We start from the raw sequence: 11,150 nt of genomic DNA on the forward strand, positions 1-11,150 counted from the left end.
GCGGTGGGCCCGGCCCCTCCCATCCGGTGATCCCGGCTCGACAAACCTGTCGGACCGTCCTGCTCTACTGGATCGCACCTTCGAACAAAGGAGCGAAACATGTCCGACCATGCCGCCGCAATCCGCGGGCTGCCCCGATGGCATCCCGAGCCGCTCGTCCAGGACACGATTCATCGCATCCGAGCACACGGGTGGTCGGTCACCGCGGTCTCGGAGTTGTGCGCCGAGTGCTCGGAGGACTGCGAGGTACCCGACTGCGCCTTCGCCTATTCCACCGGCCTGACCCTGCATTCGATCCCCGAGCTCATCGTTTACGGCCTCGACGCCGGGACCTCAGGCGCGGTGATCAACGAACTCGGGGACCTGCTCCATCGGTGCGACTGGACCGAATTCGTGCAGGCCGGCACAGAGATCTGTGTCGCCGCTCTGGATGTGCCCCTACGCCTCGTCGAACTCGTCGACAAGGACGACATGAGAGTGAGCAACGTCCTGTTCCCGGATGCCCCGGCGCTGCAGGTGGTGTGGCCCGACGACTGGGGCCGATTCCCCTGGGATGACGAGTATGCGCTCGAGCCGGTGCATCAACCGGTCAAGGGCGTTCTGCCCGATCCGGGAGTGCGGGACGTCGGCCCGCGAGTCATCTCGCGTAGCTACGGTCCCAACCGCAAGGAACGACGGCGACGCAAACCGACTGCCGGATAGCACGATCGGCCCCACCTCCGTCATGGAGGTGGGGCCGATCGGCAGACCTTGCGAATCCGTAGTGGTTACCGGCGTATATATGGCGCCGGTTGGTACTACAGAATCGGGAGTTACCAGCTGGACTTCTGCACGCCCGGGAGCTCGCCGGCGTGCGCCATGTCGCGCAAGCACACACGGCACAGACCGAACTTGCGGAACACCGAGTGCGGACGACCGCACTTGTTGCACCGGGTGTAGGCCCGCACGGCGAACTTGGGCTTCTTGTTGGCCTTGTTGACCAGAGCCTTCTTTGCCATCAGTTGTCCTTCACGGAGTTGTCTTTGAACGGGAAGCCCAGGTGACGCAGCAGCGCCCGGCCTTCCTCGTCGGTGGTCGCCGAGGTCACGACGGTGATGTCCATACCGCGCGGCCGATCGATCTTGTCGATGTTGATCTCATGGAACATCGACTGCTCGTTGAGGCCGAACGTGTAGTTGCCGTTGCCGTCGAACTGGCGGTCGGAGAGTCCGCGGAAGTCGCGGATACGCGGCAGTGCGATGGACACGAGGCGGTCCAGGAACTCCCACATCCGGTCGCCGCGCAGGGTGGCGCGGGCGCCGATCGGCATGCCCTCACGCAGCTTGAACTGCGCGATGGACTTGCGGGCCCGACGGATCTCCGGACGCTGACCGGTGATCAGCGCGAGGTCCTCGACAGCACCGTTGATCAGCTTGCCGTCGCGGGCGGCGTCGCCGACACCCATGTTCACGACGACCTTGACCACGCCGGGGATCTGCATGACGTTGGCGTAGTCGAACTCGGTGTTGAGCGCGTCCTTGATCTCCTCGCGGTAGCGAGTCTTCAGGCGCGGCTGGGTCTTGGTTTCAGTAGAAGTCATGATCAGATGTCCTTCCCGTTCTTGCGGGAAATACGGACCTTCTTGCCGGACTCCTCGTCCACGCGGTAGCCCACGCGGGTCGGGTTTCCGTCGGAGTCCACGACCATCACGTTCGACACGTGGATCGGGGCCTCCTGGGTCACGATGCCGCCGGAGGATGCGCCGCGCTCGTTGGCCGAGGCGGCGGTGTGCTTCTTGATTCGGTTGACGCCCTCGACCAGGACCCGCTGCTCCTTCGGGAAGGCCTGAATGACCTTGCCCTTGGCGCCCTTGTCCTTGCCCGAGATGACGATCACGGTGTCACCCTTGTGCACCTTCATGTCAGATCACCTCCGGTGCCAGCGACACGATCTTCATGAACTTCTTCTCACGCAGCTCACGGCCGACCGGGCCGAAGATGCGGGTACCGCGAGGATCGCTCTCACCCTTGAGGATGACGGCGGCGTTCTCGTCGAAACGGATGTAGCTTCCGTCCGGACGGCGGCGCTCCTTGGAGGTGCGCACGACGACGGCCTTGACGACCTCGCCCTTCTTCACGTTGCCACCAGGGATGGCGTCCTTGACAGTGGCGACGATGACGTCACCAATGCCGGCATAGCGCCGCGAGGAACCGCCGAGCACGCGGATGCAGAGGATTTCCTTTGCTCCGGTGTTGTCGGCGACCCGCAGGCGAGATTCCTGCTGAATCACTCGTCAATCTCCTTGACCTGGATGTTGATGTCCGCCGGATTGCCGACCCGACGCACACGGTCCGCTGCCCACCGGACACGCGCCTGCCTGGGGTTTTCGTCTTACGACGGCCATCCCAGTGGGTTCGCGAGCCGATTTGCGGCACGTCAGTGCCGCAGGCAACCCCACAAGTGTAGGGGAAAGCGCAGGTGGGGACCAAATCCGTGCCTCCGGCCACCCACCGGGCCGCAGGCCGGTGCCGCCGGCCCTGTCGCGAGCGCTTCTCTCGCGCCACGACTCCGATCGCACACACGGCGTACGCAACACACTCGCGGCGACCGAGCCTACCGCCGAACATGTGAATCCCGGTCGCCTGTCCACAGGCGTTCCGGATCAACCGTTAGACTTGGGCGGCCACCCAGCACGGGGATCTGGGCGAGTGGAATTGGATTGGGGCATCGTGGGGAGACATCAGCGTCTGATCGTCGGGGTGTTGTCGGTGATCGCGGCGGTCGTCGCGACGTTGGGCGCGGGCATGGGTACCGCGTCGGCGGCACCGGAGTCACGGATCGTGAGCACCTACGACGACGATCCGCAACAGGTCACCCTCATCGTCTACTCGGCGGCGATGAGCAAGACCATCCCGGTCACCGTGCTCACTCCGCGCGACCGGTCCACGCCGAGCCCCACGCTGTATCTGCTCAACGGCGCCGGTGGTGGCGAGGATTCGGCCACGTGGGACGCGCGTACCGATTACAAGCAGTTCTTCGCCGACAAGGATGTGTACGTCGTCACGCCGATCGGCGGCGCATTCTCCTACTACACCGACTGGCAACGAGACGATCCGGTGCTCGGCCGCAACAAATGGCAGACCTTCCTGACCACGGAACTGCCCCCGCTGATCGATGCACAGTTCAACACCACCGGGCGCAATGCCGTCGCCGGCATCTCGATGGCCGGCACCACGGTGTTCAATCTGGCCATCGCCGCCCCCGGCCTCTACCGCTCGGTCGCCGCGTTCAGCGGCTGCGCCCGGACCAGCGACCCGCTGGGTCAGCAGTACATCCGGTTCGTCACCGCCGACCGCGGTGGGGGCAACCTGGAGAACATGTGGGGCCCGCTCGACGGCCCCGGCTGGCGGGCCAACGACCCGTACCTCAACGCCGAGAAACTGCGGGGTACGAAGATCTACATGACCTCGGGCACCGGCCTACCCGGCCCGCACGAGCGGCTCGAGGACCCGTTTGTCGACGGCGATCCGTTCTTCCTGGCCAATCAGGCCCTGCTGGGCGGTGCCATCGAGGTGGCGATCGACCAGTGCAGCCGACAGATGGCGGGTCGTCTCGCCGAGTTGCGGATCCCCGCCGACGTCACGTTCCGCAACACCGGCACCCATTCGTGGGGCTACTGGCAGGACGATCTGCACGCGACCTGGCCGTCGATCGCCCGCGACCTACGCTGACCCGGTGAGTTCCCCGGCCGGGGAACTCACCAGCGGTCGAGGCTGGTGTAGCCGTCCTGGAGGGCGCGGGCCAGCAGGTGCGCCTTGGTCGGCGCATCTCGACCCACACCCGAGTACTTGGCACGGATGCGCGCGAGATGAGTGCTCACCGTCGACGCCGAGATGAACAGGGCGGCCGCCGCTTCCTCTTTCGACTCAGCCGCCAGCCAGGCGAGCAGCACCTCGACCTCGCGGGACGAGAGCTCCGGTCGTCGTGGGTCAGGCATCGCGCCTTCCGCGTGTCGGTAGTCCGACAGTCGGGCCACGGTCCGGTCCGGCCGACCGGCGGCCGCGGCGTCCCGGATCTCGTCCCGACCGGCCGGGCGGGCAGGCGTCGATGGACCCGGATACGGCGTACGAGAACGCGCAGTCATCTGTCTACCTCCGCTCGGCACCAACAGTTCCGCTGATGCGGGCGCTCCAGTCCCCCGACAAGACCGCACCACAGAACCAGCAGATTAGGTCGTCACGGCCGACGGGGGTAGACCCAGAACTGGGGACACGGCGCGGCATCCGAGCGGCCCGTCGTTCTGACTCGCACGATGACCTGCACCGACCCGGCTGTCGGAACGTTGGCCGCCACGACGCGATGTGATGCCCGCCTCGGCCCGCCGGCCCTCAGTCGGTCGTCCGACCGATACCACCTCGGCGCGACGAGCGGTCGGGCGCCGGTGCGGGCCGACGACCGGGAAGGGGCAACCAGCCGTCCTCGACCGCGCGTTTGAACAGGTCGAGTTTCGTTCGGGTCGGGCGCCCGGCGGCCGCATACTTCTGCCGGATGCGCTTGAGATACTCGTTCACCGTCTCCGCGGTCACGCCCAGTGCCGTACCCACCCCGGCGGACGTCTCGCCGGAGGCGTACAGGGTGAGCACCCGCTGAAGCTGCGGACTCAGGTCGACCGCAGCAAGGTCCGGGTCGGCATCGATCGCGGCAGCCCATTCGGTGGTGAGCACGGCGTGCCCGGACGACGCCGCGCGTACCGCGTCGACGATCTCACGCTCCGAGGCGGACTTGAGCACCACGCCGAGCGTGCCCGCCCGCGCAGCCGACCGCAGCAGGTCCGGATGCTCACCCGAGGTGTAGACGACGGTGCCGATCCCCTCCTCGGTGAGCCGGGCGACGTTCTCGCCGGGCGTCGTCCCGTCGTCGAGTCGCAGATCGAGAATGACGAGGTCCATGTCGATGTCCTGCTGCAGCAGGCCACCCACCGTGGATGCCGAGCACACCAACTCCAGATCGGGCTGACGGTCGAGGATGCGCTCGATTCCCCACACCGGCGAGGGATGGTCGTCGACCATCCCCACCCGGACCACCGAACAATCCTCGGCTGCCACCGGTCCTCCCATTCGCCCCGACATCGCGGCCCTCGGCGCCCGCCTCACGGGCGCCGCGGCGCCACCGATTCCCCGACAACCATGACACAACGCACCAGGCGCCTGCGCACGGATCGTCGGTGGTTCAGCCGGATGACCGAACCCGGGGCACCGGGGTGATCCGAGCGCGATTCTCGCTCGCGGGCCGTAGAGGTGGCAGGATGAATGAGAACATGTTCTAGTTTCGAGGAGTATCGCCGATGCCGCAGCCCGCCTCCACCCATGACGTTCTGGGCACCACCGTCACGATGCCGGTCGAGATCCGCGACGCCCGCTGCTTCGTCGCCGGTTTCACCGCCGATGCCGCCGCAGTGACCGACGCGATGCGGTCGGCCGGATCACCGGCGACCGAGCTGCGACCGCTGCGACTCCGACCCGGGCGGACGATGTGCATGCTGGTGTTCGTCGACTACATCGACGGCGATCTCGGTCCGTACAACGAGTTCGGCGTCTGCTTCCTCGTCGAGGAGCCCGGCCAGACCGCCACGTCGCCGCTGTCCGCGCTGCGGTCTTTGGCCCGCGGCGACGCGCGCGCACTCATCCACCATCTGCCGGTGGACGGCGACTTCACCCTCGCCGCCGGCCGGGGCATCTGGGGCTTCCCCAAGACCCTGGCCGACTTCGACGTGGACCACGACTCCCCCACCCGGCACGGCCGGGTCTCCGCCGACGGGCATCTCATCGCCGATCTCACCATCCGCCCGGGGATCCGCATGCCCGACAACGCCGAGGACACCGTCCTCAATGCCTATTCGCAGCTCGACGGGGTGGTGCGGATGACCCCGTGGAAGCTGACCTCCACTGCCGGCACCCGCACCCGACTCGGCGGCGCACGGCTGACATTGGGCAACCATCCGATCGCCGACGAACTGCGGACGCTGCGCCTGAGCCGGCATGCACTGATGACGACATCCGTGGATCGGCTGACGATGACGTTCGAGGATCCGACGACCATCTCCTGAGCCCGGCGACCCCCGCCGAGCCCCCCAGCAGACCGCAGGCCGAGTGAGGCGAACGTGTCACTTTCCGCGACGTTCACCTCACTCGCCAACGACACCCGTCTCGCTACACTGACTGCGAGGAACCCGGACAATACGTGGAGCGCCCGCAACAATGAGCAACCTGGAGCCGCGACCCGACGAGATCGATTGCCACTCAACCGTTCACCGCGGCGATGCGGCATCCGACGGGTCCGTCACGGTGGAGGTGCTCACCGCCCGCGACGTCCCACTGGGCGGCCCGCGCGCCATGACGGTTCATCGCACCCTGCCGCAGCGACGCCGCTCGTTGATCGGCGCATGGTGTTTCGCCGATCACTATGGTCCCGACGATGTCTCGGCCACCGGCGGGATGGATGTGCCACCCCATCCGCACACCGGATTGCAGACCGTGAGCTGGCTGTTCTCCGGCGAGATCGAACATCGCGACACCATGGGCACTCACGCGATGGTGCGCCCCGGCGAACTCAACCTGATGACCGCCGGGCACGGGATCGCGCACACCGAGGTCTCGACTCCCGACACGACGATCCTGCACGGCGTGCAACTGTGGGTGGCGCTGCCGGAATCCGCGGCCGACACCCCGCGCGATTTCGCCCACCACATCCCACCGGCACTCGAGCGAGACGGCGTCGAGGTCCGGGTGTTTCTGGGCGAGCTCCTCGGTGAGCGGTCACCGGTGCACACCTTCACCCCGCTGCTCGGCGCGGAACTGCGGCTGTCCCCGGGCGCGCAGATCGAGCTCCCGATCGACACCGCGCATGAGCACGGTGTGCTGGTGGACGCCGGCTCGATCCGAATCGTGAACTCCGCGGCCGCCCCGCTGCAGCCGACCGAACTCGGCTACATCGGGCTCGGTGCGACCACACTGAACCTGCGCAACGAGTCCGATCAACCGGCTCTCGTCGTGTTGCTCGGCGGCGCGCCGCTCGACGAGCAGATCATCATGTGGTGGAACTTTCTCGGCCGCAGTCACGACGACATCGTGCGGTTCCGCCAGCTGTGGACCGACCACAGCGATCGGTTCGGCGAGGTCACGGGCTACTCCGGCGACATCCAACATCTGCCGGCGCCGGCGTTGCCGACCGCGCGGTTGAGTCCGCGCCACAACGTCCCCGGTCAGGCGTGAACGACCCTCAGGACTGTTGACCGAGCAGTGCCGCGAAGTTCGCGATACCGGCTTCCTCGGCCGACTGCCGGGAGCCGTTATCCGTGCGCGGCCGGTCGGCGGTCGGCGCCGCGGGCCCCGACCGCATTCCGAGCGTGGCCGCGAGTTCCCCGGCCGCCCGCTCGATGCGGTCGGTGAGCAGCGCGGTGTCGCCGGTGGCGCCGGCCCAGTCCTCGGTGGCCGCGTACACGGCGGTGGGTAACACGATCGTGCGCAGATAGGCGAACAGCGGGCGCAGCGCATGGTCGAGCACCATCGAGTGCCGTGGACTGCCACCGGTCGCGGCGAGCACCACCGGTGTGCCCCGAAGACGCTCCGCCTCGATGAGGTCGAAGAACGATTTGAACAGACCGCTGTAGGACGCATTGAAGACCGGGGTGGCGACGATGAGTGCGTCGGCCGCATAGACCTGCTCGAGCGCATCGCGCACCGGGGCGACCGCGAATCCCGTGGTCATCGACCGGGCGATGTCGATCGCGAGGTCGCGCAGATCGAGCACTGTCACCTCGGTCTGCCCGGCACCGTCCTCGAGCGCCGCGACGACGGCCGCCGCGAGGCGGTCCACGAGCAAGCGAGTCGACGACGGATCGCCGAGTCCGGCGTTGACCGCGACGATGCGCGTCACATCCACCGCCGTCATATCCGGGCCCGCTCACCTGCGTCGTCGACCGCAGCCGCGTCGCGCGCCGCGACGAGCGAAGCGTGAGTGGGCGCGTCGGGTACCGCGGCGGGGCGTCCGGCCTCGAACCCCGCGCGCAGCTCCGGCAGCACCGCCCCGAGTTCGTCGAGCTGGGACAGCACCGTTGTCAGCGGGAGCCCGGCGTGGTCGACGAGGAACAGCTGTCGCTGATAGTCCCCGAAGCTCTCCCGGAACGACAGCGTCTTGTCCAGGAACTCCTGTGGGCTGCCGACCGTCAACGGCGTCTGGTCGGTGAAGTCCTCGAGTGACGGACCGTGCCCGTACACCGGCGCCTTGTCGAAATACGGACGGAATTCCCGGACGGCGTCCTGAGAGTTCTTCCGGATGTAGAACTGACCGCCCAATCCGACGATCGCCTGCTCGGCAGCGCCGTGTCCGTGGTGTTCGTACCGTTCGCGGTAGAACCCGATGAGTCGCTGGAAGTGTTCCTTGGGCCAGAAGATGTTGTTGGCGAAGAAGCCGTCCCCGTAGTACGCGGCCTGCTCGGCGATCTCCGGGCTACGGATCGATCCGTGCCACACGAACGGCGCGACCCCGTCGAGCGGGCGCGGCGTGGACGTGAACGAGGTCAGCGGGGTCCGGAACTTCCCCTCCCAGTCGACGACGTCCTCGGTCCACAGTCGGTGCAGCAGGTGATAGTTCTCGATTGCCAGTGGGATGCCCTGCCGGATGTCCTGACCGAACCACGGATAGACCGGGCCGGTGTTGCCGCGGCCCAGCATCAGGTCCACGCGACCGTCGGCCAGATGCTGCAACATGGCGAAGTCCTCGGCGATCTTCACCGGATCGTTGGTCGTGATGAGCGTGGTGGCCGTGGACAGCTGCAGCCGTTGCGTCTGCGCGGCGATGTAGGCGAGTGTCGTCGTCGGTGATGACGAGAAGAACGGCGGGTTGTGATGTTCCCCGAGCGCGAAGACGTCGAGGCCGATCTCCTCGGCCTTCTTCGCGATCTCCACGATCGCCGTGATCCGATCGTGCTCGGTGGGGGCGACCCCGGTGGTGGGGTCGACGGTGATGTCGCTGACGCTGAAGATACCGAACTGCATGTCGCGCCTCCTGCGCACTGAGCGGATGTGTCACCCGGCATAACCGGACCATGGTCCGATTAATTCCGCCGTCCTGTCATGCCAGAGCCATGAGTTAGTGTGGGCTTACTCAAGAGGAGGAGACGAGATATGAAGGTTCGCAAGCCCCTTGCCGCGGCAATTCTTGCCGGCGCCACCGTCCTGGCCACGGCCGCCTGCTCCGACGAGGCATCCGATACGGCCAGCAGCATCGCCAACGAGGCATCTGCCGCAGTCGCCTCGGCAGCCGGCGAGGCCGCCAGCCAGGCACGCGATGCCGTCAGCGGCGCAGTCAGCACCGCCAAGGACGCCGTGCTGGGCCTGAGCACCGAGGACGCGCAGAACACGCTGCGCACCGCAGTCGACCCGGCGAGTACCACCGAGGAACTCGAAGGTGCCATCGACACCAACAACCCGGAGACCATCAGCGCGTTCCAGGCGTATGCCGAATCCTCCAACGCCGCCGGCTACACACCGGATGTGTATACGGTGACCGACGTGAACGAGCAGGGCCAGAGCACCGCGGTGGCAACGGTATCGGTGGCCAGCCCGCACGCTCCGGCACCGGTGGACATCCAACTCGACTACGTGCGGGTGGGCACCAACTGGAAGCTCTCCGCCAACGCCGTGGACACCTTGACCAGCATGGGTGATCAGCACAGCGGCTGAGTCCTCGCACGAACCTCCGCACCACACGCCGTCGCCGCGTCCGATTCATCCGAGCGCGGCGATCGCACGTTCTGCACCCGTTACCGGTATGTGATGTTCTTCGGGTGCAGTGGTAACAGACAGCATCGAGGAATCGGCCACCCGGGGGCCGCCGGCCAGGAGGTACGCCATGCGGGGGACCGATCACCCCACCGAGTCGATACCACCCCCGATGACCGACCGGATCGTGCGATGGCCGCTCCACAATGATGATCCCGAACCCGGCGATGCCGAAGCGGTCGATCGAGAACCGGGCGATCGAGCACCGGGCGATCGAGAACTGGCCGATCGAGCACCGGGCGATCGTGTACTCGACGACACGGCAACGGCGGACTCCCACGCCGACTCGCGGGTGACACCGACACCGGCCACGCCTCCACCGCCACCACGGGGGATCACCGAGAGCGACGCACCGCTGCCTCCGGCTGCCGATGTCTGGTATCCCGTACCGGTCGCGGCGACCGCAGTGACACCGCCCTTGCCGATGCACGTGGGCCGAATGGAGCACGCGAGGCCGAACTCCACCATGGCCACCACCGCGCTGGTCACGTCGATGGTCGCGCTGCCGTTGGCGCTGGTGGGTGTGGGCGCGATCCTCGGGCTCGTCGCGACGACACTGGGCGTGATCGCCCTTGTCCAGATATCCACGGGCCGACGTGCGGCACCGCTGCCCAACCGTTATCGCGGCACGGGGCGGGCAGTGGCCGGGACCCTGGCGGGGATCGCGAGCATGATCATCGGCACACCGATACTGCTCGTGATCCTGATGGTGCTGGCGATCGTCTGACAGCGCCGGGGCCGCTCAGCTGACGGCGCGCAGGTGACGGCCTCCGTCGCCGCCCAGTTCACGTCCGAGCCAGGCGACGATCTCGCTCATCACCTGGTTGCGCTCGGCCGCTCCGTCGATACGGGTGAGGCTCGGCACGCAGTGGATCAGACCGGCATGGAACGCCGCATCCTGCGACATGCCATGGCGGTCCGTCACCGTGCCGTAGGAGGCGATGGCTTGGTCCAGGTCGCGGTAGGTGACGACATCGTCGCCGAAGCGCACCGCAGTGAGGCGCGGGGTGATCTCGGCCCGCCGCCGGATGTCTTCGATCAGTTCAAGCATGTTCACAGTCGTTCCCCCGAACTCCATGTTGTGCGCCCGGCCACATTGCCTCCCAGGTGGACTGGCGCCAGGTGTATATAGCTTGCCTTGCTAACGGCCTTTTGGGAACCTTTGGCGCCGGATTGTGTGCGAATCCACAGGTCGGAGCGGATTCTTGGTACACCACAATGTTACTGCTGTGACTGGTGTTGCTGGAGTGGCGACTGTGCTTGATGTCCAAGCGTTATCTCGGCTACACGACACCGCGACGTGACGCCGGCGTCGGCGTCGGCGTCACG

15 protein-coding genes are annotated in these 11,150 nt (G+C 67.0%); 6 read left to right on the top strand and 9 right to left on the bottom strand.

Going from position 1 to position 11,150, the window contains the following annotated elements; translation table 11 throughout:
• Positions 1-99: 99 nt before the first annotated feature.
• Positions 100-702, top strand: coding sequence for a DUF4262 domain-containing protein (locus NWF22_RS03260; RefSeq protein WP_160900648.1), 603 nt, complete (start codon positions 100-102; stop codon positions 700-702).
• A gap of 110 nt (positions 703-812) precedes the next feature.
• Here the strand turns inward: NWF22_RS03260 and NWF22_RS03265 are convergent, their stop codons facing one another.
• Genes NWF22_RS03265 through rplN form a run of 4 tightly spaced genes read right to left on the bottom strand, consistent with a single transcriptional unit; the run spans position 813 to position 2,269 of the window.
• Positions 813-998, bottom strand: coding sequence for a type Z 30S ribosomal protein S14 (locus NWF22_RS03265; protein ID WP_160900647.1), 186 nt, complete (start codon positions 996-998; stop codon positions 813-815).
• Positions 998-1,579: a 50S ribosomal protein L5 gene (rplE, locus tag NWF22_RS03270; RefSeq protein WP_160900646.1), complete on the bottom strand. Its 582-nt coding sequence runs from the start codon at positions 1,577-1,579 to the stop codon at positions 998-1,000. The genes NWF22_RS03265 and rplE overlap by 1 nt, the downstream gene beginning before the upstream one ends.
• Before the next feature lie 2 nt (positions 1,580-1,581).
• Positions 1,582-1,899 (bottom strand): 50S ribosomal protein L24, encoded by a 318-nt coding sequence (gene rplX / locus NWF22_RS03275; RefSeq protein ID WP_160900645.1) that lies wholly within the window; start codon positions 1,897-1,899, stop codon positions 1,582-1,584.
• Between the two features lies 1 nt (position 1,900).
• Complete coding sequence (rplN, locus tag NWF22_RS03280) at positions 1,901-2,269, bottom strand: 50S ribosomal protein L14 (RefSeq protein WP_006338051.1); 369 nt, start codon at positions 2,267-2,269, stop codon at positions 1,901-1,903.
• A gap of 514 nt (positions 2,270-2,783) precedes the next feature.
• On the opposite strand from rplN, the gene NWF22_RS03285 reads away from it, so the two are divergent.
• Complete coding sequence (locus tag NWF22_RS03285; RefSeq protein WP_160901394.1) at positions 2,784-3,710, top strand: alpha/beta hydrolase; 927 nt, start codon at positions 2,784-2,786, stop codon at positions 3,708-3,710.
• A 26-nt stretch (positions 3,711-3,736) separates the two neighbouring features.
• Here NWF22_RS03285 and NWF22_RS03290 read toward each other — a convergent pair whose 3' ends face one another.
• Positions 3,737-4,123, bottom strand: a complete 387-nt coding sequence (locus NWF22_RS03290; RefSeq protein WP_233750872.1) for a LuxR C-terminal-related transcriptional regulator — start codon at positions 4,121-4,123, stop codon at positions 3,737-3,739.
• A 244-nt stretch (positions 4,124-4,367) separates the two neighbouring features.
• Complete coding sequence (locus NWF22_RS03295; RefSeq protein ID WP_160900644.1) at positions 4,368-5,108, bottom strand: response regulator transcription factor; 741 nt, start codon at positions 5,106-5,108, stop codon at positions 4,368-4,370.
• Positions 5,109-5,323: 215 nt separating this feature from the next.
• Here NWF22_RS03295 and NWF22_RS03300 point away from each other — a divergent pair, with 215 nt between their 5' ends.
• The gene (locus tag NWF22_RS03300) at positions 5,324-6,085 is read left to right on the top strand and encodes an acetoacetate decarboxylase family protein (RefSeq protein ID WP_160900643.1); all 762 of its coding nucleotides are present in this window, start codon (positions 5,324-5,326) and stop codon (positions 6,083-6,085) included.
• Between the two features lie 151 nt (positions 6,086-6,236).
• Complete coding sequence (locus NWF22_RS03305; RefSeq protein ID WP_160900642.1) at positions 6,237-7,250, top strand: pirin family protein; 1,014 nt, start codon at positions 6,237-6,239, stop codon at positions 7,248-7,250.
• A gap of 7 nt (positions 7,251-7,257) precedes the next feature.
• Here NWF22_RS03305 and NWF22_RS03310 read toward each other — a convergent pair whose 3' ends face one another.
• On the bottom strand, positions 7,258-7,929 hold the full coding sequence (locus tag NWF22_RS03310; RefSeq protein WP_160900641.1) for a CE1759 family FMN reductase: 672 nt from the start codon (positions 7,927-7,929) through the stop codon (positions 7,258-7,260).
• The gene (locus NWF22_RS03315; protein ID WP_160900640.1) at positions 7,926-9,035 is read right to left on the bottom strand and encodes an LLM class flavin-dependent oxidoreductase; all 1,110 of its coding nucleotides are present in this window, start codon (positions 9,033-9,035) and stop codon (positions 7,926-7,928) included. The genes NWF22_RS03310 and NWF22_RS03315 overlap by 4 nt, the downstream gene beginning before the upstream one ends.
• 129 nt (positions 9,036-9,164) lie before the next feature.
• On the opposite strand from NWF22_RS03315, the gene NWF22_RS03320 reads away from it, so the two are divergent.
• Together NWF22_RS03320 and NWF22_RS03325 are read left to right on the top strand one after the other, a co-directional pair.
• A complete protein-coding gene (locus tag NWF22_RS03320) occupies positions 9,165-9,722 on the top strand; it encodes an MTB12 C-terminal domain-containing protein (protein WP_160900639.1) in 558 nt (185 codons plus the stop codon).
• A 169-nt stretch (positions 9,723-9,891) separates the two neighbouring features.
• Positions 9,892-10,548 carry a DUF4190 domain-containing protein gene (locus tag NWF22_RS03325; protein ID WP_160900638.1) on the top strand — a complete coding sequence of 219 codons (657 nt, stop codon included), beginning with the start codon at positions 9,892-9,894 and terminating at the stop codon, positions 10,546-10,548.
• Between the two features lie 15 nt (positions 10,549-10,563).
• On the opposite strand, the gene NWF22_RS03330 is transcribed toward NWF22_RS03325, so the two are convergent.
• On the bottom strand, positions 10,564-10,899 hold the full coding sequence (locus tag NWF22_RS03330; protein WP_202398165.1) for a hypothetical protein: 336 nt from the start codon (positions 10,897-10,899) through the stop codon (positions 10,564-10,566).
• Positions 10,900-11,150: the final 251 nt, after the last annotated feature.

The organism is Gordonia mangrovi (assembly GCF_024734075.1).
Lineage (GTDB): Bacteria > Actinomycetota > Actinomycetes > Mycobacteriales > Mycobacteriaceae > Gordonia > Gordonia mangrovi.

Bases quoted from the DNA above. Each gene is read 5' to 3' on its own strand.
- NWF22_RS03260 (WP_160900648.1), top strand. From the start codon at position 100: ATGTCCGACCATGCCGCCGCAATCCGCGGGCTGCCCCGATGGCATCCC.
- NWF22_RS03265 (WP_160900647.1), bottom strand. From the start codon at position 998: ATGGCAAAGAAGGCTCTGGTCAACAAGGCCAACAAGAAGCCCAAGTTC.
- rplE (WP_160900646.1), bottom strand. From the start codon at position 1,579: ATGACTTCTACTGAAACCAAGACCCAGCCGCGCCTGAAGACTCGCTAC.
- rplX (WP_160900645.1), bottom strand. From the start codon at position 1,899: ATGAAGGTGCACAAGGGTGACACCGTGATCGTCATCTCGGGCAAGGAC.
- NWF22_RS03285 (WP_160901394.1), top strand. From the start codon at position 2,784: ATGGGTACCGCGTCGGCGGCACCGGAGTCACGGATCGTGAGCACCTAC.
- NWF22_RS03290 (WP_233750872.1), bottom strand. From the start codon at position 4,123: ATGACTGCGCGTTCTCGTACGCCGTATCCGGGTCCATCGACGCCTGCC.
- NWF22_RS03295 (WP_160900644.1), bottom strand. From the start codon at position 5,108: ATGTCGGGGCGAATGGGAGGACCGGTGGCAGCCGAGGATTGTTCGGTG.
- NWF22_RS03300 (WP_160900643.1), top strand. From the start codon at position 5,324: ATGCCGCAGCCCGCCTCCACCCATGACGTTCTGGGCACCACCGTCACG.
- NWF22_RS03305 (WP_160900642.1), top strand. From the start codon at position 6,237: ATGAGCAACCTGGAGCCGCGACCCGACGAGATCGATTGCCACTCAACC.
- NWF22_RS03310 (WP_160900641.1), bottom strand. From the start codon at position 7,929: ATGACGGCGGTGGATGTGACGCGCATCGTCGCGGTCAACGCCGGACTC.
- NWF22_RS03315 (WP_160900640.1), bottom strand. From the start codon at position 9,035: ATGCAGTTCGGTATCTTCAGCGTCAGCGACATCACCGTCGACCCCACC.
- NWF22_RS03320 (WP_160900639.1), top strand. From the start codon at position 9,165: ATGAAGGTTCGCAAGCCCCTTGCCGCGGCAATTCTTGCCGGCGCCACC.
- NWF22_RS03325 (WP_160900638.1), top strand. From the start codon at position 9,892: ATGCGGGGGACCGATCACCCCACCGAGTCGATACCACCCCCGATGACC.
- NWF22_RS03330 (WP_202398165.1), bottom strand. From the start codon at position 10,899: ATGGAGTTCGGGGGAACGACTGTGAACATGCTTGAACTGATCGAAGAC.